This is a genomic window from Nocardia sp. NPDC050718 (assembly GCF_040654235.1).
GTDB lineage: Bacteria > Actinomycetota > Actinomycetes > Mycobacteriales > Mycobacteriaceae > Nocardia.
The window spans coordinates 77,775-99,027 of the sequence record NZ_JBFAHQ010000006.1; the positions used below are offsets into that span (position 1 = coordinate 77,775).

Annotated in this window: 21 protein-coding genes; 16 read left to right on the plus strand and 5 right to left on the minus strand. The window is 70.5% G+C overall.

Annotated features, from left to right (window positions below; genetic code table 11):
* Positions 1–118: 118 nt before the first annotated feature.
* Entirely contained in the window at positions 119–793 is a 675-nt protein-coding gene (locus AB0H54_RS25990) for a hypothetical protein (RefSeq protein WP_357348609.1), read from the plus strand.
* 83 nt (positions 794–876) lie between these two features.
* The gene (locus AB0H54_RS25995) at positions 877–1,707 is read left to right on the plus strand and encodes an alpha/beta fold hydrolase (RefSeq protein WP_357348611.1); all 831 of its coding nucleotides are present in this window, start codon (positions 877–879) and stop codon (positions 1,705–1,707) included.
* 43 nt (positions 1,708–1,750) lie between these two features.
* On the opposite strand, the gene AB0H54_RS26000 is transcribed toward AB0H54_RS25995, so the two are convergent.
* Entirely contained in the window at positions 1,751–2,146 is a 396-nt protein-coding gene (locus AB0H54_RS26000) for a nuclear transport factor 2 family protein (protein ID WP_357348613.1), read from the minus strand.
* A 126-nt stretch (positions 2,147–2,272) separates the two neighbouring features.
* Between AB0H54_RS26000 and AB0H54_RS26005 the strand changes: the two genes are divergently transcribed.
* The 4 genes from AB0H54_RS26005 (at position 2,273) to AB0H54_RS26020 (ending at position 4,718) form a co-directional block, all read left to right on the plus strand.
* Entirely contained in the window at positions 2,273–2,875 is a 603-nt protein-coding gene (locus tag AB0H54_RS26005) for a TetR/AcrR family transcriptional regulator (protein ID WP_355281142.1), read from the plus strand.
* A gap of 40 nt (positions 2,876–2,915) precedes the next feature.
* Positions 2,916–3,791 (plus strand): siderophore-interacting protein, encoded by an 876-nt coding sequence (locus AB0H54_RS26010; RefSeq protein WP_357348615.1) that lies wholly within the window; start codon positions 2,916–2,918, stop codon positions 3,789–3,791.
* Positions 3,792–3,882: 91 nt separating this feature from the next.
* Complete coding sequence (locus AB0H54_RS26015) at positions 3,883–4,344, plus strand: MarR family transcriptional regulator (RefSeq protein WP_357348617.1); 462 nt, start codon at positions 3,883–3,885, stop codon at positions 4,342–4,344.
* The gene (locus AB0H54_RS26020) at positions 4,341–4,718 is read left to right on the plus strand and encodes a DUF5313 family protein (RefSeq protein ID WP_355281148.1); all 378 of its coding nucleotides are present in this window, start codon (positions 4,341–4,343) and stop codon (positions 4,716–4,718) included. The genes AB0H54_RS26015 and AB0H54_RS26020 overlap by 4 nt, the downstream gene beginning before the upstream one ends.
* Before the next feature lie 8 nt (positions 4,719–4,726).
* Here the strand turns inward: AB0H54_RS26020 and AB0H54_RS26025 are convergent, their stop codons facing one another.
* Positions 4,727–5,416, minus strand: a complete 690-nt coding sequence (locus AB0H54_RS26025) for a TetR/AcrR family transcriptional regulator (RefSeq protein ID WP_357348619.1) — start codon at positions 5,414–5,416, stop codon at positions 4,727–4,729.
* A gap of 191 nt (positions 5,417–5,607) precedes the next feature.
* Here AB0H54_RS26025 and AB0H54_RS26030 point away from each other — a divergent pair, with 191 nt between their 5' ends.
* From AB0H54_RS26030 to AB0H54_RS26045, 4 genes are read left to right on the plus strand one after another with little or no spacing between them, the layout of a single operon-like run.
* Positions 5,608–6,549, plus strand: coding sequence for an alpha/beta fold hydrolase (locus AB0H54_RS26030; protein WP_357348621.1), 942 nt, complete (start codon positions 5,608–5,610; stop codon positions 6,547–6,549).
* 7 nt (positions 6,550–6,556) lie between these two features.
* Entirely contained in the window at positions 6,557–8,323 is a 1,767-nt protein-coding gene (locus AB0H54_RS26035; RefSeq protein WP_357348623.1) for an amidohydrolase family protein, read from the plus strand.
* Positions 8,320–9,210 (plus strand): metal-dependent hydrolase, encoded by an 891-nt coding sequence (locus AB0H54_RS26040; RefSeq protein WP_357348625.1) that lies wholly within the window; start codon positions 8,320–8,322, stop codon positions 9,208–9,210. The genes AB0H54_RS26035 and AB0H54_RS26040 overlap by 4 nt, the downstream gene beginning before the upstream one ends.
* Entirely contained in the window at positions 9,207–10,313 is a 1,107-nt protein-coding gene (locus AB0H54_RS26045) for a PDR/VanB family oxidoreductase (protein ID WP_357348627.1), read from the plus strand. Before AB0H54_RS26040 ends, AB0H54_RS26045 begins: the two co-directional genes overlap by 4 nt.
* Here AB0H54_RS26045 and AB0H54_RS26050 read toward each other — a convergent pair.
* Positions 10,275–10,892, minus strand: a complete 618-nt coding sequence (locus AB0H54_RS26050) for a TetR/AcrR family transcriptional regulator (RefSeq protein WP_357348629.1) — start codon at positions 10,890–10,892, stop codon at positions 10,275–10,277. The genes AB0H54_RS26045 and AB0H54_RS26050 overlap by 39 nt on opposite strands.
* Positions 10,893–11,021: 129 nt before the next feature.
* On the opposite strand from AB0H54_RS26050, the gene AB0H54_RS26055 reads away from it, so the two are divergent.
* Positions 11,022–13,496, plus strand: a complete 2,475-nt coding sequence (locus tag AB0H54_RS26055; RefSeq protein WP_357348631.1) for a molybdopterin-dependent oxidoreductase — start codon at positions 11,022–11,024, stop codon at positions 13,494–13,496.
* Positions 13,497–13,513: 17 nt separating this feature from the next.
* On the opposite strand, the gene AB0H54_RS26060 is transcribed toward AB0H54_RS26055, so the two are convergent.
* A complete protein-coding gene (locus tag AB0H54_RS26060; RefSeq protein ID WP_357348633.1) occupies positions 13,514–14,326 on the minus strand; it encodes an SAM-dependent methyltransferase in 813 nt (270 codons plus the stop codon).
* A gap of 96 nt (positions 14,327–14,422) precedes the next feature.
* On the opposite strand from AB0H54_RS26060, the gene AB0H54_RS26065 reads away from it, so the two are divergent.
* Together AB0H54_RS26065 and AB0H54_RS26070 are read left to right on the plus strand one after the other, a co-directional pair.
* The gene (locus AB0H54_RS26065; RefSeq protein ID WP_357348635.1) at positions 14,423–15,601 is read left to right on the plus strand and encodes a cytochrome P450; all 1,179 of its coding nucleotides are present in this window, start codon (positions 14,423–14,425) and stop codon (positions 15,599–15,601) included.
* Positions 15,602–15,810: 209 nt separating this feature from the next.
* Positions 15,811–16,239: a hypothetical protein gene (locus tag AB0H54_RS26070; protein WP_357348637.1), complete on the plus strand. Its 429-nt coding sequence runs from the start codon at positions 15,811–15,813 to the stop codon at positions 16,237–16,239.
* 1 nt (position 16,240) lies between these two features.
* Here AB0H54_RS26070 and AB0H54_RS26075 read toward each other — a convergent pair whose 3' ends face one another.
* The gene (locus tag AB0H54_RS26075; RefSeq protein ID WP_357348639.1) at positions 16,241–16,651 is read right to left on the minus strand and encodes a hypothetical protein; all 411 of its coding nucleotides are present in this window, start codon (positions 16,649–16,651) and stop codon (positions 16,241–16,243) included.
* Between the two features lie 85 nt (positions 16,652–16,736).
* Here AB0H54_RS26075 and AB0H54_RS26080 point away from each other — a divergent pair, with 85 nt between their 5' ends.
* The 3 genes from AB0H54_RS26080 to AB0H54_RS26090 all read left to right on the plus strand — a co-directional run bounded on the left by AB0H54_RS26080 (position 16,737) and on the right by AB0H54_RS26090 (position 21,129).
* Positions 16,737–17,078, plus strand: coding sequence for a hypothetical protein (locus AB0H54_RS26080; RefSeq protein WP_357348641.1), 342 nt, complete (start codon positions 16,737–16,739; stop codon positions 17,076–17,078).
* A gap of 96 nt (positions 17,079–17,174) precedes the next feature.
* Positions 17,175–19,046 carry a Dot/Icm T4SS effector Zinc-dependent metalloprotease LegP gene (legP, locus tag AB0H54_RS26085; RefSeq protein WP_357348643.1) on the plus strand — a complete coding sequence of 624 codons (1,872 nt, stop codon included), beginning with the start codon at positions 17,175–17,177 and terminating at the stop codon, positions 19,044–19,046.
* Between the two features lie 97 nt (positions 19,047–19,143).
* Entirely contained in the window at positions 19,144–21,129 is a 1,986-nt protein-coding gene (locus tag AB0H54_RS26090; RefSeq protein WP_357348645.1) for a serine protease, read from the plus strand.
* Positions 21,130–21,253 lie beyond the last annotated feature (124 nt).

Consider the following 21,253-nt stretch of genomic DNA (forward strand, 5'->3'; position numbering starts at 1 on the left):
CGCTGTGAATGCCCACAGCGTTGGGCCGATCCGCGGGCGGATTCGGTCAGGGGCGCCGATGGTGGAGGGATGGGAACGCGATTCCCCTAACCGAACGACGCACTACTGGAGTATCGGAATGAACGCACCGGACGACCATCGGAAAAGAACAGCGCGGGAATGCCTGCCGAGCGCCACGCGCCGGAATATCGACTCCTATATCCGGTCGGAAGTCGCGAGAATTCACGAGAATTGGCTCGACGACGCCGAATTCACGACATCGGCCGCCGATCGCGCCGCCCGCGTCGACGCCGAGGCGGCCGAGCTCACCGGCCGGGTGGCCGTCGCCGAAGCGGCCATCCTCGACGACCTGCGGGCCGACTGGCGCGCGATCCACGGCAGCGGGCTCCCCGCCGCCCGGACCGTCGCGGCCCTGCGCGGCACCGCGCGCGAGGACGCCCGCCATGCCGTGCTGTGCGAACACCTGTATCCGCGGGTGTCGCACGAGATGCTCGCGGAGCGCCGCCGCGCCGAATACGCGGCGGCCGACCGTCGCCTCAACGCCGCGGTCCACACCGACCTGCACCGGTGGCGGCGCCGGGCGGTCCACCCGACCGCGCCGACCCGCGCGATCGTGGCCAGGACCTGGGGCACCATCCGGTCCGCGGAGTTCCTGGTCCTGGCGCACGCTCTCGTGCAGACGCGCGTCGAGGACGGGCTCCCGGTGCCGGTGACACCGCTGGATCCGCTGACCGAACAGCTCACCGACGCGATTCGTGATCAGTTGATGGCCGACGGTCTGCTGCCGGTCTGAGGGTTCGCCGGGATCGGGCGGCGGGCTCGAGTTACCGTGACCACACCACGACGAGGTGGTGTGGGGAAAAGGAGGCATCGCGGATGCCACGTCTCGATATCGGTGGAACGTCGATCGCCTACGACGAGGCGGGATCGGGGCCACCGGTCGTCTTCCTGCACAATCTCGGCGGCGATCGCACCATCTGGCGGGCACAGTACGACGCGCTGCGGTCCGCGCACCGGGTCGTCGCCGTCGACCTGATCGGCTACGGCGAATCGGAGGCCCCCGACGCGGGGTACACCCTGGAGAACTACCTCGCCATGGTCGAGGCGGTCTTCGCCGAACTGGATCTGCGCGAGGTGACGCTGGTCGGGCACTGCTTCGGCAGCGCGCTGTCGCTGCTGTTCACGCAGGCGCGTCCGGACCTGGTGCGGTCGCTGGTGCTGAGCAGCCCGCTGACCCCCGCCACCGTGAAGCCGACCAGGACCGGCTGGGCCGCGCTGCTCGGCAAGCATGTGCGCCTGGACTCGCTGCTGTCGATGGTCCGCATCCCGGGTCCGCTCGCCGGGCTCATCGTCGCCGAGCAACTCGGCGCGGGTGGCGCCCACACCGACGCGACCGCCCGGCATCTGCGGGCGAGCTGGACCGAGCCGCGCAGGCTGATGGTGACCGCCGCGATCGCCCGCGAGATCCCGCGCCTGGCCACGCTCGACGAGTTCGTGCCGCCCGAGGATTTCCCGCCGATCACCACGATCTGGGGCGCGCGCAACCGGGTGCTGTCGGCGCGCGCGGGCGCGGAGCTGAACCGGACGCTGCGGCCGGTGCGCGAGATCGTCGTCGACGATGCCGGGCATCTGGTCATGGTGGAGGCGCCCGAGACGGTTACCGCCGCGGTGCTGTCGGCGATCGAGCACGCCGACCAGCAGGGCTGAGGAGTTTCGCCGGTGGCAGCGCCACCGGCGAAGACCCACTGACTCAGGCGATCTCGGCGGGCGCGGACAAGGCGGCCTGCATGGCGACGCCGTCCACGTAGGTGTGCTTCTCCTTGACCGCGCCGTCCTCGACGAGCACCATGTCCGCGATATCCACGTCGACGGTGCCGCCGGTGACGGAGGTGCCCGACAGCTTCCAGCGCACCACCCAGAAGTCGTCGCCGACGCGCAGGTCGACCTGGGTGAAGGTCAGGTCGGGGACCAGGGCGAAGGTTTCCGCCGCGGCGACGCGGATCTCGTCGCGTCCGTGCGCGGGCGCGCCGCCGGAATGCAGGTGGAAGATCGAATCGGTGGTGTGCAGAGCGACGATGCGATCGGGGTCGCGGTCGGCCCAGCAGGCGTGGTAGCGCTCGAACAGATCCTTGGTGGCATCGGACATGTGGCCGGCCCCTTCCGAGATACAAACAGGATGACTGTATGTTCCCGGAGCGGGGGTGCCCGGTCAAGGGGGCGAAGGGCCTCGATCCGCCATGGCGGCGGTGCTGCCCTAGACTTCGACGTCGCCATGAACCCTGATCGCCGAACCCAAGCCGAGCGCTCGGCCGCCACCCGCGCCGCGGTCGTCCGCGCCGGGCGAGAACTGTTCGGGCAGTTCGGATACGGCGCGGTGAGCACCATCGCGGTCGCCGAGGCGGCGGGGGTCAGCCGCGGCGCGCTCTATCACCAGTTCGCCGAGAAGAAGGATCTGTTCGAGGCGGTCTTCGAGGACCTCGAACGCAGCCTGGTGGAGGTGATCGCCACCGCGGTCGCCGCGGCGCGGGCCGCGGATCCGATCGCGAGCCTGATCGTCGGCTGCCTGGCCTGGTTGCAGGCCTCCACCGCCACCGAGGTGCGGCGGATCGCGCTGCTCGACGCACCGGCGGTGCTCGGGTGGAGCCGGTGGCGCGAGATCGAGTTGCGGCACACCATCGGCCTGGTGGAGAACGCGCTGGCCGGGGCGATGGCCGCCGGGCGGATCAGGAAGCAGCCGGTGCGGCCGCTGGCGCTGGTGGTGGTCGGCGCGCTGGACGAGGCGGCGCAGTACCTGGCGAACTCCGACGATCCCGAGGCGACGACGGCTGTCCGGGGCGTCATCGAGCAGCTCATCTCGGGCCTGGCGGTCGACTAGGGGAGTGCCGCCCCGGGGGTTGATAGGTTAGCCTTGCCTAATGGCTATCGAGACTGTGTCCCGTCCGACCATGGTCTACGCGCCGCTGCGGGTCCGCCGCGCGGTGCGGCTGACCCCGCGCATGGTGCGTGTCACCCTGGCCTGTCCGGACCCGGCCGCCCTCGGGGACACGGGACCGGATCAGTACACGAAGCTGTTCTTCCCGCTGCCCGGTCAGCGGCGTCCCGTCGTCCCGCCGCCGCTCGACGACGCGGGCAGCGTGATGAGCTGGTACCAGCGGTATCTCGCCATGGCCGACGAGATCCGCCCGCCGATGCGCACCTACACCATCCGGGCGCAGCGGCCCGAGATCGGTGAGCTGGACATCGATTTCGCGCTGCACGCCGAGCACGCCGGACCCGCGTCGGAGTGGGCGACGACCGCGGCGCCCGGCGACGAGATCGGCCTGCTCTGCCCGCCGCACGCGCTCTACACCCCGCCGCCGAATCCCGCCTGGCAGTTGCTGATCGGCGACGAGACCGCGATTCCGGCCATCGGCGCGATCGTCGAACGCCTCGACGCGGGCGCGGCGGTCCTGGCGTTCATCGAGGTCGCCGGTCCCGCCGACGAGCAGCGGTTCGACACCCGCGGTGACGTGCGCGTCCGGTGGGTACATCGCGGTGATCGCCCGCACGGCGCGGCCGTGGTGGACGCGGTGTGCGCCGCCGAATTCCCGCCGGGCGCACCGTACGCGTGGATCTCCGGCGAGGCCGAACTGGTGAAGCTCACCCGCCGCAATCTCGTGCGCGACCGCGGCATCGACAAGCGCGCCATCACCTTCACCGGGTACTGGCGGCAGGGGCGCACCGAGGAGGACAACGGCCGCGAGAAGGTTCGTCGCGCCGCCGCCGGGGAGCCGCTCGTCGACGAGGAGTGATCCCCGGCCGTTCGGCCTGTGATGCCACTAATAGTTATTGCACTAACTATTAGTGGCATAATAGTGTGTGGACGAAGGAAGGCGGTGGATCATGCAGGAGCTCGACGACCCGTTGCGGCTCGACCGGCAGGTGTGTTTCGCCCTGGCGGTGGCCAACCGATCGGTGCTGGCGGTCTACCGTCCGCTGCTCGAACCGCTCGGGCTGACCCATCCGCAGTACCTGGTGATGCTTGCCCTGTGGGGTGAGGCGCCGATGTCGGTCAAGGCGGTCGCCGAGGCGATCCAGCTCGACTCGGCGACGCTGTCGCCACTGCTCAAGCGGCTCGAATCCGCCGGCTTGATCACCCGCCGTCGCGATCCGCACGACGAACGGACCCTGCACATCGATCTCACCGAGGCGGGTCGCGACCTGCGCAGGCAGGCCGAGGAGATTCCGCCCGCGGTCGTCGAGCGGCTCGGCGTGAGCCTGGCGGACCTGGAAGAATTGCGCGATGTCCTCGGCCGGGTCAACGCGGCCGCGCGGCGCGCATCGGATGTGAGGGAGCACCAATGACCGCCTCGACCCCCAATCTCTGGCAGCGCGTGCGCTACGTCACCGGCGGCACCCTGCCGCCGGAGATGGCGGACTGGGTCCTCGCCGATCTGACCGGTCCCGGCGCCACCCGCCGCTACCTGATGCGCTTCCTGCTCCCGGTGCTGCCGATCCTGTGCCTGTTCCTGCTGGTCCCCGGCCCGCTCTGGATGGGCCTGTCGATGATGGCGCTGCTCTACCTGCCGCTGGTCTACTTCACCGTCGCCCTGGTCTACGTCTACCGGCGGCACCGCCTGGTCAGCCACGGCTTCGACCCCGAACTGGCCGACGAGGCCGAACGCCGCCGCGCCGACGCCGAGCGCGCCGCCTACGAGAGCCGTCACCAGCGCGGCTGAGCGCCGCGTCAAGCCTGGGGGAGACCCTGGGAGATCGCGGCGAGGGTTTCGACCACGGGTTGATCCGGGTCGACGGTGACACCCTTGCCGCGCAGGAAGCCGTCCAGGAGCTGGCAGACCGAATCGGTGCTGCGCTCGATGAATTCCCTGGTGGCGGCGGGATCCGGCGTGCCGGGCACGTCGAGCCAGAGATCGGTGACCGCGACGAGGAAGCCGACGATGCCACGCGCGAGGTGCTCGACACCATCGGTGTCGAGACCGACCGTGGCGAACAGCGTGCTGGTGCGTTCGGCGAGATCGCCGGACAGGCGCCTGCCCACATCGAGCGGGCGGGCCGTGCCGTCGCCGGTCGGGACGCTCTGGGTGATCGCGACGTAGCGGAACACGTTCGGGTAGGTGAGCACGACCTCCGTGGCCGCGGTCAGGAACTGGTGCACGGTCGTCCGGCGGGTCTGCATCATCAGCGACAGATCCGGCGCCACCGCCCGGTAGATCTGATCGACCAGCCAGTCCGCGACGGCCCGGTCCAGGTCGGACTTGTCGGTGAACATGCGGTACAGCCGTGGTTTCGCGACGCCCACCTCGGCCGCGATCGCCCCCATCGTCACCTGCGCGCCGTCGCGGCCGATGGCGCGGATCGCCCCCTGGACGACATCGTCGCGCGAGAGGATCCGCGCGGCCGAACGCCCCGATGTCATCGACATGTCCCTGTTCTTCCGCGTCGCCCCAAGCCGTATCGGCAGCATACCGGCAGTTCCGGTGGTGATTGCCCGGTCGTGCTTGACAGGGTCGCCACCGGCCCGGGAAACTCTCCACCGGTACCAGCGGTACCGTGTAAGCGAACTCGGAGTACAACGTGCAGTGGCGCACGCGTCCAGAAGGAATTCCCATGGCGGCTCACCTCGACCATCAGCCCAGTGTCCGGCCCGAACCACGGCGACAGCACCGGGTCAGCAACGGTGAGATCGAGCTCGCCGTCTTCGAGTACGGACGGCCCGACGGTGTACCCGTGGTACTGGTCCACGGCTGGCCGGACACCCACCACCTGTGGGACGGCGTGATCGCGCTGCTGGCGGACGACTACCGGGTGCTGGCCTACGACACCCGCGGGTACGGGGAGTCCAGCGCGCCGCGCCCGGTGTCGGCGTATCGCCTGGACCGGCTCGCGACCGACTTCTTCGCCGTGATCGATCAGCTCAGCCCGGAGCAGCCGGTGCACGTCGTCGCGCACGACTGGGGCTCGGTCCAGGTCTGGGAGGCGGTGTGCGAGCCGGGCGCCGAGGAATTCGTCGCGTCGTTCACCTCGATCTCCGGCCCCAACCTCGACCATCTCGGCACGTTCCTGCGGGCACCGCTGCGCAGGCCGACGCCGCGCGCGGTGTGGAACACACTGGCCCAGACCCTGTCCTCGGCCTACACCGGGTTCTTCATGCTGCCGGTGCTGCCCGGCCTGTTCTTCCGGGTGGCCGGTTCGGCGCGGCTGTGGCGGCTGTTCCTGCGCCTGGTCGAGGGCATCCGGCCCGAGCAGGTCACCGTCGCCGACAGTCTGCGCCGCGACATGGTCTCGGGCCTGCGCTTCTACAAGGCCAACATCATTGCGCGGATGGTCGCGCCGCGGGACCGCCGCACCGCCGTGCCCGTCCAGCTGATCGTCAACACCCGCGACATCGCCGTGCGTCCGGCCGGCTACGACGGCTACGCGGACCGGGCCGACGAGCTGGTCCGCTACGACCTGCCGCGCGGCCACTGGCTGCCCTTCGCCGACCCCGGCGCGATCGCGGACTACGCGGAGAAGTTCATCGCCGCGCACTCGACCGACACCGGAAAGTAGTTCTCCCATGACCGATTTCGATCTCGTCATCACCGGCGGCACCTGGTTCGACGGCACCGGCGCCCCCGCGCAGCGCCGCCATCTCGGCATCACCGACGGCGTGGTGCGGCGGGTCTCGGCCGAGCCGCTGCCCATCGGACCGAACACCGAGGTGATCGACGCCGACGGCAAGTGGGTGCTGCCCGGCTTCGTCGACGTGCACACCCACTACGACGCCGAGGTGCTGATCAAGCCGGAGCTGTCGGAGTCGTTGCGGCACGGTGTCACCACCGTCGTCATCGGCAACTGCTCGCTGTCGACGGTGCTGGCCTCCAACACCGACTGCGCCGACATCTTCAGCCGGGTCGAGGCGGTGCCCCGCGACGCCGTCTACGACACGCTCGACCGCACGCGGACCTGGTCGGGTCCGGCCGAATACGCCAAGGCGATCGACGAACTGCCGCTCGGGCCGAATATCGCGGCGTTCCTGGGGCATTCGGATCTGCGCACCCATGTGCTCGGCCTCGGTCGCGCCGTCACCAGGGACACCAAGCCGACGGCCGCGGAGCTAGAGCGGATGCGGGAGCTGCTCGGTGAGGCGATCGCGGCGGGCTTCCTCGGCCTGTCGTCGATGTCGAACCCGCTCGACAAGATCGACGGCGACGAGTACCGCTCCCGCTCGCTGCCCTCGACCTACGCCCGCGGCAAGGAGGTCCGCGCGCTCAACCGCGTGCTGCGCCGCCACCGCCGCATCCTGCAGAGCGCGCCCACGGTGAGCCTGCGCCCGAACATCGCGAAGTTCTTCCTGGCCAGCGCCGGGATCGGACGTCGTCCGCTGCGCACCTCGCTGCTCTCGGCCGCCGACTCCAAGGCCTATCCGCCGCTGGTGTGGTTCATGCTGACGGTCGCGCCGCTGCTGAACCGCTTCGCGCGCACCGACTTCCGCTGGCAGCACCTGCCCGTGCCGTTCACGGTGTACGCCGACGGCATCGATCTGGTGGTCTTCGAGGAGTTCGGCGCCGGTGCGGCCGCGCTGCACCTGAAGGACCAGGTCGAGCGCAACGAACTGCTGCGCGACGAGTCCTACCGGCGCTGGTTCCGCAAGCAGTACGACAACAAGTTCACCCCGCGCATCTGGCACCGCGACTTCTTCGACGCCGAGATCATCGCCTGTCCCGACACCGCCGTGGTCGGCAAGACGATCGGCGGGGTCGGCGCGGACCGTGGGCTGCATCCGGTCGACGCCTACCTCGACCTGGTGGTCGAACACGGCTCCGCGCTGCGCTGGCGCACCACCATCGCCAACGACCGGCCCGGCTACCTGAACAAGCTCGCCGCCAGCAGCGGGGTGCAGATGGGCTTCGGCGACGCGGGCGCGCACCTGCGCAACATGGCCTTCTACAACTATCCGCTGCGCCTGCTGGAACGCGTGCTGCGCGCGCAAGAAGCGGGGAAGCCGTTCCTCAGCGTGGAGCGGGCCGTGCACCGGCTCACCGGTGAGCTCGCCGACTGGTTCCGGATCGAGGCCGGTCACCTGCGCGAAGGCGATCGCGCCGACCTGCTCGTCCTCGACCCCGCCGGCCTGGACGCCCGGGTGCACGAGCTGCACGAGGCGCCGCTGCCGGAATTCGGGCTGGACCGGATGGTCAACCGCAGCGACGACGCCGTCCTGGCCACCGTCGTCGGCGGCAAGCGGGTGTTCACGCGCGGCGAGTTCGCCGACGGGCTCGGCGCCACCTGGGGCGCCGGCCGTTTCCTGCGCGCCGGTACCCCGGCCGCGGAGGAGGTCCGATGAAGCTGCCCCGTCGCCGCCGGAGCGCACCCGCGCCGGTCGCGCTGCACGCGCGCAATGTGCGGTTCGACTGGACCGACACCGCCCTGCGGTGGATGCCGGACGAGCCGGTCGCCTCGCACGTCGTCAACTCGCTGAATCTGCTGCTGCCCGAAGGGGAGCGGATGTTCTGCGCGGCCTACAGCGAGGCGCTGCCGTACGTGCGCGACGCCAAGCTGCGCGAGGACATGCTCGGCTTCATCGGCCAGGAGTCGATGCACGCCGAGACGCACCAGAAGGTGCTGGCCGGGGTGCTCGCCGCGCACGGCATCGATACCGCGCCGTATGTGCGGCAGATGGAATTCGTCTTCCGCAACACCCTCGGCGCCCGGGACGCGGGGACCGCGGCCACCGAGGTGCGGATGGTGGAGCGGTTGACCTTCATCGCCAGCCTCGAGCACTTCTTCGCCTGGCTCGGTGACTGGATCCTCAACGCCGACTTGGAGAAACACCACGCCGATCCGCGCATGCTCGACCTGTTCCGCTGGCACGGCGCCGAGGAAGTGGAGCACCGCAATGTCGCCCACGATGTCGCGATCTACTTCGGCGCGGGCTATCTGCGGCGCGCGGTGATGATGATGATCGTCATCCCGATCCTGCTCGTGCTGATCCTGCGCGGCACCCGCTACCTGATCAACCAGGACCCCGGCATGCCCGACATCGGCTATCCGATGCTGCTGTGGCGGATCCTCGGCGCCATGCGGCGCGGTGCGCTGCCGCGCCTGCGGGCGCTCGCGCTCAGCGCGCTGTCGACGTTCGATCCGCGCTATTCGCCGAACAGTGTGGGCTCGACCGAGCAGGCGATCGCGTATCTGGCGAAGTCGCCCGCGGCCAGGGCGGCGCACCCGTGACCGGGCCCGGTGTCCCCGCCACGCTGCCGCCGGACCTGTACGGCAAGCACGACCACGACCCGACCACCCGGGTGATCGACCGGATCGCCACCGCGAAGGTGAGCCTGTCGACGCTGATCAACCGGCGCAGGCTCGAATCCGGCGTGGACGACCGCCGTTTCCCGGTCGTCGTGACCGAGCGGACGATCGTCGCGGCCGACGCCGACGTGGTGAGCCTGCGCCTGGAGTCCCCGTCGGGGCGTGCCCTGCCGCGCTGGCAGCCGGGCGCGCACATCGACCTGGAACTGCCCTCGGGGCGCGTCCGCCAGTACTCGCTGTGCGGCGATCCGGCCGACCGCGGCGTCTACCGGATCGCGGTGCGCCGCATCCCCACCGGTGGTGGCGGGTCGATCGAGGTGCACGACGACCTGCCGGTCGGCGCGGAGCTGACCGTGCGCGGTCCGCGCAACGCCTTCCCGTTCGCCCCGCCCGGGCGCGGATCCACCGCGCGCCGACTGCATTTCGTGGCCGCGGGCATCGGCATCACCCCGATCCTGACCATGGCCAGGGCCGCCGACCGGCTCGGGGCGCCGTGGACGATGGTCTACTGCGGGCGCACCCGCGCGACCCTTCCGTTCCTCGACGAGATCGCCGAGTTCGGTGACCGCGTCACGGTGCGCACCGACGCCGAGCACGGCATCCCCACCGTCGCGGAACTGCTCGCCGGTGTCGACACCGACACCGCGATCTACTGCTGCGGACCGACCGTCCTGACCGCCGCCCTGCTGGACGCGGTCAGGCAGCGCGACGGCATCGAATTCCACGCGGAGCGTTTCTCGCCCGCGCCCGTCGTGGACGGCGCGCCGTTCACGGTGCGACTGGCGAGCAGCGGTGAGTCCGTGGATGTCGGCGCGGACGAGACCATGCTCGCCGCGCTCCTGCGCGTGCGGCCCGACCAGCCGTACTCCTGCCGTCAGGGCTTCTGCCGGACCTGCGTGGTGCGGGTGGTGGCCGGTGACCCCGACCATCGCGACACCGTGCTCACCGACGCCGAGCGGGCCGAGGGCAAGGCCCTCGCCTGCGTATCACGGTGCGACAGCGGGACTCTCGTCCTCGATCTGTGAGGCCGCGCGGCCGGTCGCGGCGCCGAGCATGGTCTCGAGCTCGGCGAGCACCTCGTCGAGCGGCTCGGTGGAGCCGTCGACCCGGCACAGGATGACCGCGCCCTCCACGGCCGCGATCGCCATCGTGGCCAGCCGGCCCGCCCGCGCCGGGTCGACGCCGTCGGCGGTCAGGGCCGCGTCCAGGGCGCGATGCCAGCGGCGCAGGATCTCGGCGATCTCCGGCCGCAGGTGCCGGTCCTCGGAGGAACCGCCCACCGCGACCGAGACCACCGGACAGCCCGCCTCGTATTCGGAGGAGCGCAGGATCGCGGTCCAGAACTCGCCGATGCTGCGCAGCGCCGTGCGTGATCCGCGCGCCGCCGCCTGATCGATGATCGTGCCGATCGTGTCACCGGCGAGGGTGAGCGACTCGGTCATGATCTGGGCCCGGCCACCGGGGAAGTGGTGGTAGACCGACCCGCGGGGCGCGCCGCTGCGGGCCAGCACGGCATCGACGGTCACCCCGGCCGCACCGCGTTCGCGCAGCAGTTCCACGGCGCTGTAGAGCATCTTCTGCCGGGTGTTGGTGCGGGCTCCCACGGGGACGGTCTCCTTCGGCGATCTCGGGTCGGGCAACTGTCATGGTAGGCGCCCGCTCTCTATGTTATGTTGCATAGCATACTACTCGGGTGTGACGGCGATCTCCGTCACCGCGGCGAAGGATGTCCCATGGTGGAAACGCAGCCGAAGGCGACCGCGTGCGTCCTGTGTGAATGCAACTGCGGCATCACCGTCGAACTGGACGGGCGCAGGCTGGCGAAGATCCGCGGCGACAAGGCGCACCCGGCGTCGGAGGGCTACACCTGCGAGAAGGCGATGCGCCTCGATCTGTACCAGAACGGCCCGCATCGCCTGACCACCCCGCTGAAGCGGCAGGCCGACGGCAGCTATCGCGAGATCGACTGGGAGACCGCCCTCGACGAGATCGCCGCGCACCTGACCGCGCTGCGCGACGCGCACGGCGGCGACACGATCTTCTTCTACGGCGGTGGGGGACAGGGCAATCACCTCGGCTCGGCCAACGCCCTCGCGCTGCGGGGCGCGCTCGGCTCGGGGTATCACTCGAATGCGCTGGCGCAGGAGAAGACCGGCGAGATCTGGGTCGACGGGCGCCTCTACGGCGGCCACACCAAGGGCGACTTCGAGCATGCCGAGGTGCTGGTCTTCGTCGGCAAGAATCCGTGGCAGTCGCACAGTTTCCCGCGGGCGCGGCCGATCCTCAAGCAGGTCGCGGGCGATCCGGCGCGATCGATGGTGGTGATCGATCCGCGCGTGAGCGAGACCGCGGCCATGGCCGACTTCCACCTGCGGGTGGCGCCGGGCCGCGACGCCTGGCTGATGGCGGCGCTGGTCGCGGTGATCATCCAGGAGGACCTCGTAGACGCCGAGTTCGTCGCCGCGCACACCGCGGGCTACGACGAGGTGCGAGCGGCGTTCCTGGACATCGACATTCCCGCGTTCGCCACGATCAGCGGCGTCGAGGTCGACCGGATCAGGGCCGCCGCCCGCCGGATCGCGACGGCGTCGAGCGTGTGCGTCTACGAGGATCTCGGCATCCAGCAGGCGCCCAATTCCACGCTGGTGTCGTATCTGAACAAGCTGTTGTGGATCGTCACCGGCAATTTCGGGCGGCCGGGGACGATGTTCCTGCACTCGTCGTTCGCGCTGCTGGCCGGGGGCTCGGGGACGCCGTCGGGCCCGCGCAAGCCGCCCAGCGCGCTGGACAAGGTGCGCAAGAAGGCGATGGCCCGCACCGTCACCACGATGGCGGCGGCGGTCGGGACGACCCTGCCCGCGCTGGCCCGCGTCGGCGCGCTGCGGCCCGGCCTCGAGGCGGGCGCCGCCGCGCTGCTCGACGCTGTGGTGCCGCTGGCGGGTGGACTGCTCGCCGGAGGCGGCGGTGGTGGCGGTGGCGGTGGCCGGGTCACGCCGGTGACCGGGGCCAAGATCATCGGCGGGCTGGTGCCGTGCAATTCGATCGCCGACGAGATCCTCACAGATCATCCGAAACGGTTCCGCGCCTTGTGGATCGACTCGTCGAACCCGGCGCACTCGCTGCCGGACTCCCAGCGTTTCCGCGCGGCGATGCGGGCCACGGAGCTCTCCGTCGTCATCGATGTGGCGTTCACCGAGACGGCCAGGCAGGCCGACTACGTGCTGCCCGCCGCGAGTCAGTTCGAGAAGCCCGAGGCCACGTTCTTCAATTTCGAGTTCCCCCGCAACGTCTTCCATCTGCGCAAGCCGCTGCTGGAACCGCTCGCGGGCACCCTGCCCGAACCGGAGATCTACGCGCGGCTGCTGCGCCGGATGCGGGTGGTCGACGACGCGACCGTCATCCGGCTGCGGCGCGCGGCCGAGACCGGCCGCGACACCTTCGGCGCGAGCTTCCTGGCGACCGTGGCCGCCGACCCCGCACTGGGCAAGGTCGTGCCGTTCCTGCTCTACGAAACACTCGGGGCCACCCTCGATCCCGCGGTCCGCGGGGCCGCGGTGCTGTGGGGCGTGAGCCAGCTGTGCGCGCTGTCGAACCCGAAGGCGGTCGGTCGCGCCGGATTCACCGGCGGCGGCCTGACCCCGGGGAACCGGCTGTTCGACACGATCCTCGCGTCACCGTCGGGAGTGGTGTTCACCGAGGACACCTGGGACGACGTCTGGCACTACGTCAAACGCAAGGATCGCCGGTTCACCCTCGACGTCGACACCCTGCTCGACGAGGTGCGCGCGCTGCCCACCGCGCGCGCGGCCTGGACCACGCCCGAGTTCCCGCTGGTCCTCGCCGCGGGCGAACGCCGGTCCTTCACCGCCAACACCATCTTTCGTAACCCGGATTGGCGCCGCCGCGATCGCGACGGGCACCTGCGGATCAGCGCCGACGACGCCGCCGCGGCGGGCGTGTCCGACGGCGACCTGGCCCGCCTGGTCACCGAGACCGGAACGGCCACCGTGACGGTCGAGATCAGTGACATGATGCGGGCGGGCAATATCGCCCTGCCCAACGGGCACGGTCTCGACTTCCCGGCCGGCGACGGCACCATGACCAGCGCGGGCGTGTCACCGAACGAACTGACCAGCACCACGCACAAGGACGCCTTCGCGGGCACCCCGTGGCACAAACACGTCCCGGCCCGGCTGGAGGCGCTGTAGCGGAATCTCTTGTGTGGCTAGGGGATCCGGGCCATGCCGCACAGCATCGAGACCGCTTCCTTGCGTGGATGCGGACGCCATTCGGTGGGGCGCCAGTCGATCACCGAGGTGATGCCCGGCGAGACGAGTTCCAGGCCGTCGAAGAAACGGGTGAATTCGGCGGTCGAGCGGAGACGGAACGGGACGCCGCTGCGCTCGTTGGCGGCGATGGTCGCCTCGAGGTCCTCGGCCGAGAGGTGGTCGTCGGTGGCGTGGGTCATGGTCAGGTAGCTGCCCGAGGGCAGCGCGGCGCACAGCTCCCGCACTACGTCGTAGGGGTGCATCTCGTCGGTGAGGAAGTGCAGTACCGCGCAGAGCATCAGGGCCACCGGCTGCTCGAGGTCGAGGGTGCCGCGCAGGGCCGGATGCTCGAGAATCGAGGTGGGCTCGCGCAGGTCGGCGTCGATATAGGCGGTCGCGCCGGTCGGGGAGCTGACCAGCAGGTCACGCGCGTGGTAGAGGACGATCGGGTCGTTGTCGACGTAGACCACCCGGGATTCGGGGGCGATCGCCTGGGCGAGTTCGTGGACATTGCCCGCGGTCGGCAAACCGGTGCCGATGTCGAGGAACTGGCGGATGCCCACGGTATCCACCAGGTAGGGAATCGCCCGGCGAAGGAAACTACGGTTCTCCAGAACGGCGAAATGGATGGACGGGAATGCCTCGGCGACCGCGTCAGCGGACTTGCGGTCCGCTTCGAAGTTGGCGCTGCCGCCCAGCCAGTAGTCGTACCGGCGGGCGGGGTGTGGTTTGGTGACGTCCACCCGGTCGGCAGCGGCGTCGAAGTCCACGGCGCACTTCCTTTCTCTCGACTACGGTCGTCCCTGTCAGCCCGACTCGAGACCGGTGGTGGCGTGGCTGGTCCCGCCGCCGCGAAAGGCACGGCCATGCCCCTGCAGTTCAGCCCCTACGACTTCGCTGTCCATGCCGATCCGTATCCGTACTATGCCAGGTTGCGCAGCGAGGCCCCCGTCTACCGCAACGAGACCGACGACTTCTGGGCGCTGTCGCGGCATGCCGACGTCCGGGCGGCGTTGCGCGATTCGGAGCGCTTCTCCAGCGCCAACGGCCTGCGCATGGAGCCGGCGTTCTGGGGTCCGCAGGCGGAGAAGTTCTTCTCGTTCGTGGCGATGGACCCGCCCAAGCACACCCGGATGCGCGAGCTCGTCGTCCGGGCGTTCACCCAGCGCCGGGTACAGGGCCTCGAGCCGCGCCTGCGCGAGATCGCCCGCAACACACTGCGACCGCTGCTCGAGCAGGGCAGCTTCGACCTGATCGCCGACTTCGCCGGGCCCTTCCCGACCGATGTGATCTCCGAGCTGGTCGGCGTGCCGGAGGAGGACCGCGAGCTGCTGCGCAAGCTCGGCATGGAGATCATGTACACCGACGCCGAGTCGACCGATCTGCGCCCGGAGGCGATGGCCGCGATCGGGGCGCTGGTCGGGTACTACACGGAGCTGACCATCGCCCGCAGTCAGCACCGGACCGATGATCTGCTCTCGGGTCTGCTCGACGCCGCCGACGGCGACGACCGGCTCACCCCCGAGGAAATCGTCGGTGTGCTGATCCTGCTGGTCGGGGCGGGCATCGAGACGGTCATGCTGACCCTCGGCAACGCCTGGCACAGCGCCGCGCTGCACCCCGATCAGCGCCGCGCCGCCTTCGACGGCCGGATCGACGACTGGATCGCGGAGTCCATGCGCTACGACCCCGCCACCCAGTCCCAGCTGCGCACCACGACGACCCCGATCGAGCTGCACGGCGTCGAGATCCCGGCGCAGGCCCGGATCCTGCTGCTGAGCGGCTCGGCGCACCGCGACGAGGCGGTCTTCGCGAACCCCGACACCTTCGATCTGGACCGCGACACCAGCGCCTCGCTCGCCTTCGGCGCGGGCCGGCACCACTGCCTCGGCATGAACCTGGCCCAGCTGGAGCTGCGGGTGGCGTTGCAGGAGATCGTCGCCGCGGTGGCCGACTACGAGATCGATACCGACAACCTCGTGCGCGTCCACTCGTCCAACAACCGGGGCTTCGCCGCGCTGCCGACCACCGTCACGCTGCGCTGATACCGGAATCCGGCCGTCGCGGCGGCCGGATCGTACCGGTTGTCCCATGCTCGATCCCGCGGTTGTGTGATCGGTCCCAATATCGGGGTCAGGTGGTTGCGCCGTGCCGGGAAGACGTCGAGGGTGAATACCTGGGAAGAGCAGTCTCACACACCAGTCGGTCGGGTTCTGTGGCGGCCGAGTCGGCGGGAATCGACATCGGAGTCGGTATGAATGCTGTGTTCGAGTGTCATCACGGATGGGTCGTCGACATCGTCGACGGCGACGACGCGCACGAGCCGATCGGCTGGCGCGCGCAGTGCTCCTGCGGCCGATGGCGTGGGCAGCCGTGGCGACGCTCGGCGCACCCGCTCGGGCACGATCCCGCCGAGCGCCGCCTGCACAGCCCGTCCGGCCGGCTCGACCCCACGCTGACCCGGCTGGTGCTCGAGGACTGGGAGTGCCATCAGTTCGAGACGCGGGCGCTGATGCCGGTGCGGCTGGCCTTCCAGGATTCGGAGTCCGCGCGGCAGCGGCTGGTCGAGGCCGTCCGCTTCGTCCGGGCGACGGGCGCGTCCTGGGAGTCGATCGGGCACGCGCTCGGTACCGACTCGGCGGAGCTGGCCGAGCAGTGGTTCGGCACCGGCGCCACGGTCTGAGTCAGAACCCGGCCAGACCTGAGGCGAGATCGCTGATGTCGAGGGTGGCCAGTACCTGGTCCCGGACCTCCGGGCAGCGCTCGATGGTGACGGTGTCGATCGCGCCCCGGTTGAGCGTGATCGCGGTATTGATGGCGCCGTTGCGTAGCGCCCAGTTGTGCACGGTGCCGTTGTAGGACACCCGGGCGATAGCGGGCCCCTGCTGCTGCCAGTTGCCGATCTCGGCGGCCATCATGTCGCACAGCTGATCGGCGGCCGCGGTGCCGATCTCCGGTATCTGGGTGGGAGTGGGGCGAGTCGGGTCGACCGGCTCGGTACTGGTGCCGCACGCGGCGAGCGCGGCGGCGGTGAGAACGATGAGAACGAGGCCGGTGTGCCGCCGGGAACGTCGTCCGGATGATGAGCTGGACATCAGAACCTCCTGATCGGGACGATCCGGATAAATCCAGGGTGCCACATCCGGCCGGGCGAAACGCGGCGCGGCCTACCCTCGAAGTATGGCCGCCCAGGTGCGCCGGATCAGCGGATTCGTGGTGCTGCCGCCGGAGTGTCCGCGGACCACGGCGCGGATCGTCGTCGAGGTGCGGGACGTGACCTACCTCGACGCCGCGGCCCCGCTCGTCGCGGAGGTGGTAACGACGGGCGTCGCGATCGGGCCCGGCGTGCGGTGGCCGTTCACGGTGGACGCGCCCGCCGGGACCGGGCTGGGGTTGGCCTGTCACGTCGACCTGGCCGGTGACGGTGTGCTCGTGGCCGGGGACCTGGTGTCGGTGCAAGCGGTCCCGGTGCCCGCGCAGGGAGCGGTGTCGGACATGAGCATTCCCGTTCGCACCGTCTGACCGGCCCCGTCATCGGGTAGCGCGCTACGCGTGTCGTGCGAGCGCGCGCGGCCGAGACTTCCTGCACGGCCACCGAACATCCGAGGAAGTGCAGCCATGATCATCGACGACACCGTCCCGGCCACCGTCGAACAGGACGACACCGGTGAGTTCCGTTCCGGCCCCGAGGCCGGGACGACCCTGATCCCGAGCGCCACCCGCGGACTCCGGGAAGTGCCCTACGCGGCGGTCGACGACCTCGCCGTCTTCGAGGGCGACATCGTCCTCGGCACCCTCGCCGAGATCGCCGCCCGCCGCGAGCAGGAGGGCATCGTCATCTCGGGGGCGGGTTTCCGCTGGCCCAACGCGGTGGTCCCCTTCGAGATCGACCCGGCGCTCCCCGGGCAGCAGCGGATCACCGACGCGGTGGCGCACTGGAATTCGCGCACCCGGCTGCGGTTCATCCCGCGCACCGCCCAGCACGCCGACTTCGTGCGGTTCGTGCCGAGCACGGCCAGCCGTTCCCCGGTCGGCAGGCAGGGCGGGATGCAGACGATCGAATTGACCAGTGGCGCACCGACCGGCACCGTCGTGCACGAGATGGGCCACGCGATCGGCCTCTGGCACGAACAGAGCCGGGAGGACCGCGAGACGTTCGTCGAGATCCGCCTGGCCAATGTGAGCGCGGACAACCGGCACAATTTCGCCCAGCACATCACCGACGGCGACGACGTCGGCGGCTACGACTTCGGCTCGATCATGCATTACCCCGCAACGGCTTTCAGCACCAATGGGCAGGACACGATCGTCCCGCGTGTCGCGCTGCCGCCCGGGGTGACGATGGGTCAGCGCACGGCGTTGTCGGCCGGGGACGTCGGCGCCGCGCACGCGATCTACCCGAACTGGTCCGGGGCGGGCGACCGCTGGCGCGGGATCGGCGGGTTCTTCCCGCGGACCGCGCCGGTCACCGCGACCGCTCGCCGCACCGACCACCTGGATCTGTTCATCACCGGCAACGACGGGCGGGTGTACACCTCATGGTGGCACGCGGGCTCGGAATGGTCGGGCTTCGGCGACCGGTGGCGGAATATCGGCGGCGTCTTCCCGGCGGGGGCGGCGGTGGCCGCGGTGGCGCGCACGTCGACCACTCTCGATGTGTTCACCGTCGGCAACGACGGCCGGGTCTACACCTCGTGGTGGCAGGCCGGGTCGGACTGGTCGGGGATCGGGGACCGGTGGCGCAATATCGGCGGCGTCTTCCCGCGCACCGCGCGGGTGTCCGCGACCGCTCGCCGCACCGACCACCTGGATCTGTTCGTCACCGGCAACGACGGGCGGGTCTACACCTCCTGGTGGCATCAGGGTGGTGACTGGTCGGGCATCGGGGATCGGTGGCGCAATATCGGCGGGGTGTTCCCGGCGAGCGCGCGGGTGACCTCGGTCGCCCGGACGGCGAACAACCTGGATCTGTTCATCACGGGTAACGACGGGCGCGTGTACACCTCGTGGTGGCAGGCCGGGTCGGACTGGTCGGGCATCGGGGACCGGTGGCGCAATATCGGCGGGATCTTCCCCGCGGGCGCGCCGGTGACGGTGGTGGCGCGCACCGCCGATCATCTCGATCTGTTCATCACGGGCAACGACGGCTGCGTCTACACGTCCTGGTGGCATCAGGGTGGTGACTGGTCGGGCATCGGCAACCGGTGGCGCAATATCGGTGGCGTCTTCCCGCCCGGAGCGCCCGTCGCCGCCGTCGCTCGCACCTCGAACAATCTGGATCTGTTCATCACCGGCAACGACGGGCGCGTGTACACCTCGTGGTGGCAGGCCGGGGCGGACTGGTCCGGCATCGGCAACCGGTGGCGCAATATCGGCGGGGTCTTCCCGGCCGGCGGGCCCGTCGCCGCCGTGGCCAGGACCGCCGGGGAACTCGACGCGTTCACCACCGGCAACGACGGCCGGGTCTACACCTCCTGGTGGGAGCAGTAGCCCTCGAAAATCGAGTGGTCCGCTACTCGTGTCCGGCACCCGGTCACCCGCCCACGCTGAGGAGACCAGCAGCATCCTTCTCCGGGCGAGGTGACCCATGGATACCGAGAGCGAAACCCGCACCGCCGCATGGCGCGAACAGATGGACGCCGCGTCGCGCCGGTTCGCCGACAGCGCGGCCGAGCGCGACGAGGTGACCCGTAAGCGCCGGGTGGCGGAATCCGATGTCGTCGACACCGAGGAACAGATCCTCGCCAGGGCCGACCGGCTGCTGGTCACCGGCGAAGTGCCCGCCCAGGCGGTCATCGAACTGGGCCGACAGGACCCGCTCGACAGCATCGGCTCGCTGGAGCGGGTCATCGGCTTCGCCAACGACCTGCAGGCCGTCAACTTCCTGACCCGCGGCACCCGCGCGGCCGCCGCCGTCGCCCGGATCTCGCTGACCGACCACGGTCGCCAGGTGCCGATCGGCACCGGGTCGCTGGTCTCGCCGCAACTGCTGCTCACGAACAATCACGTGCTGCCCAACGTCGACGTCGCCGCCTCGGTGCTGATCGAGTTCGCGGCGGAAGCGGGCATCGACAACGTGCCGACCCAGACGGTGCGTTTCGATCTCGCGCCGGGCGACTTCTTCGTCACGAGCAAGCATCTCGACTACACCCTGGTGCGGGTGAAGCCGGGCGCCGACGGCACCGCCGCGGGCGACACGTTCGGCTGGAATCCGCTGATCGCCAAGCCGGGCAAGATCGTGATCGGCGAGGCGATGAACGTCGTCGGCCATCCGCTGGGCAGGCTCAAGGAGATCTCCATCCGCGACAACCGGCTCGACCTGCAGCTCGACGACTTCCTGCACTACACCTCCGACACCGAGCCGGGGAACTCCGGCTCGCCGGTCTTCAACGATCAGTGGGAGATCGTCGCCCTGCACCACGCCGGCGTGCCCAAGAAGGACGACAAGGGCCGGGTCCTGCGCAAGGACGGTAAGCCGTGGCAGGGCGGCGACGGCGACGACGCGATCGACTGGGTCGCGAACGAGGGTGTCCGGGTGAGCGTGCTGCTGGCCGATCTCGGCTCCCGCGCGTTCGATCCGGCGCAGCGTGCGCTGCTCGACCAGCTCGGCCCCGCCGCGGGCCTGTCCGCCGAAACGGTCGTCGTCGACACGACCGCCGCTGCGCCGCAACCGGAGTCGGCGGCGGAGACGATCGTGCGCGGTACGCACGGCAGGCCGACCGCGTTCGGCGGTAAGCGCAGCGTGGTGTTCCTGCACGGCCGCAGGCAGGAGGGTCGCGATCCGGCCGACCTGCGCCGCGTCTGGACCGCGGGCCTGAACAAGGGCCTCACCCTCGCGGACCTGAGCCCGATCGATCCCGCCGACGTCTATTTCCCGTTCTACGGCGATCAGCTCGTCGCGAGCCTGAGCGCCCGCGAAGCCGCCGTCGAGACCGGCTCGGAGCTGTACGAGAGCCTGGTCGCCGAAGCGGCCCAGCGCTTCGGGATGCCGAGTGCCGAGGAGGCACCCGCCGACCCGATCGCGCAGGAGCGCTTCGGCTTCGGTTCGGTCGTGTTGGGCCGGGTGCGCGACCAGCTCGGCTGGATCGCCGCGCGCAGCGGCCTGGACTCGCTGCTCATCGGGGCGATCTTCAAGGACGTCGCGGCCTATCTCGACGACGAGAAGGTGCGCAAAGGAGTGCTCGACACCGTGCTCGCCGACATGCCGACCAGCGGTGAGCTCGTGCTGGTCAGCCATAGTCTCGGCACGGTGGTGGCGATGGATCTGCTCACCCAGCTGCCCCGGGAGGTGACCGTGCGCCTGCTCGTCACCGCGGGCAGCCCGCTCGGGCTGGACGGGGTCTACGGCAAGCTGCTCAGCGGTGGGCCGCACCGGCCGGACAGGGTCGGCGACTGGCTCAACACCTGGTACGCGGGCGACCCGATCGCCATCGGCTGCCCGCTGCGCCAGGCGTGGGGACAGCGGCTGCGCGATCTCCCGGTGGAAAACCCGAAGGAGCGGGCGCACGACATCGCCGAGTACCTCGCCCACCCGGCGGTGGCGGCGACGATCGGCCGCACGCTGACCGACTGAGGACACCCCGGGGCGGGGGGGGGGGGGGGCGGGCCCCCCCCCCCCCGCCCCCCCCCCCCGGGGGGGGGGGGGGGGGGCTCCCGGGGGGGGGGGGGGGGGGGGGTCAGTGTGGGGGGCGATGGGG

What these genes read in the sequence shown, in the direction of transcription:
- AB0H54_RS25990 (WP_357348609.1), top strand. Translation starts at nt 119, where the DNA reads ATGAACGCACCGGACGACCATCGGAAAAGAACAGCGCGGGAATGCCTG.
- AB0H54_RS25995 (WP_357348611.1), top strand. Translation starts at nt 877, where the DNA reads ATGCCACGTCTCGATATCGGTGGAACGTCGATCGCCTACGACGAGGCG.
- AB0H54_RS26000 (WP_357348613.1), bottom strand. Translation starts at nt 2,146, where the DNA reads ATGTCCGATGCCACCAAGGATCTGTTCGAGCGCTACCACGCCTGCTGG.
- AB0H54_RS26005 (WP_355281142.1), top strand. Translation starts at nt 2,273, where the DNA reads ATGAACCCTGATCGCCGAACCCAAGCCGAGCGCTCGGCCGCCACCCGC.
- AB0H54_RS26010 (WP_357348615.1), top strand. Translation starts at nt 2,916, where the DNA reads ATGGCTATCGAGACTGTGTCCCGTCCGACCATGGTCTACGCGCCGCTG.
- AB0H54_RS26015 (WP_357348617.1), top strand. Translation starts at nt 3,883, where the DNA reads ATGCAGGAGCTCGACGACCCGTTGCGGCTCGACCGGCAGGTGTGTTTC.
- AB0H54_RS26020 (WP_355281148.1), top strand. Translation starts at nt 4,341, where the DNA reads ATGACCGCCTCGACCCCCAATCTCTGGCAGCGCGTGCGCTACGTCACC.
- AB0H54_RS26025 (WP_357348619.1), bottom strand. Translation starts at nt 5,416, where the DNA reads ATGACATCGGGGCGTTCGGCCGCGCGGATCCTCTCGCGCGACGATGTC.
- AB0H54_RS26030 (WP_357348621.1), top strand. Translation starts at nt 5,608, where the DNA reads ATGGCGGCTCACCTCGACCATCAGCCCAGTGTCCGGCCCGAACCACGG.
- AB0H54_RS26035 (WP_357348623.1), top strand. Translation starts at nt 6,557, where the DNA reads ATGACCGATTTCGATCTCGTCATCACCGGCGGCACCTGGTTCGACGGC.
- AB0H54_RS26040 (WP_357348625.1), top strand. Translation starts at nt 8,320, where the DNA reads ATGAAGCTGCCCCGTCGCCGCCGGAGCGCACCCGCGCCGGTCGCGCTG.
- AB0H54_RS26055 (WP_357348631.1), top strand. Translation starts at nt 11,022, where the DNA reads ATGGTGGAAACGCAGCCGAAGGCGACCGCGTGCGTCCTGTGTGAATGC.
- AB0H54_RS26065 (WP_357348635.1), top strand. Translation starts at nt 14,423, where the DNA reads ATGCCCCTGCAGTTCAGCCCCTACGACTTCGCTGTCCATGCCGATCCG.
- AB0H54_RS26070 (WP_357348637.1), top strand. Translation starts at nt 15,811, where the DNA reads ATGAATGCTGTGTTCGAGTGTCATCACGGATGGGTCGTCGACATCGTC.
- AB0H54_RS26075 (WP_357348639.1), bottom strand. Translation starts at nt 16,651, where the DNA reads ATGTCCAGCTCATCATCCGGACGACGTTCCCGGCGGCACACCGGCCTC.
- AB0H54_RS26080 (WP_357348641.1), top strand. Translation starts at nt 16,737, where the DNA reads ATGGCCGCCCAGGTGCGCCGGATCAGCGGATTCGTGGTGCTGCCGCCG.
- legP (WP_357348643.1), top strand. Translation starts at nt 17,175, where the DNA reads ATGATCATCGACGACACCGTCCCGGCCACCGTCGAACAGGACGACACC.
- AB0H54_RS26090 (WP_357348645.1), top strand. Translation starts at nt 19,144, where the DNA reads ATGGATACCGAGAGCGAAACCCGCACCGCCGCATGGCGCGAACAGATG.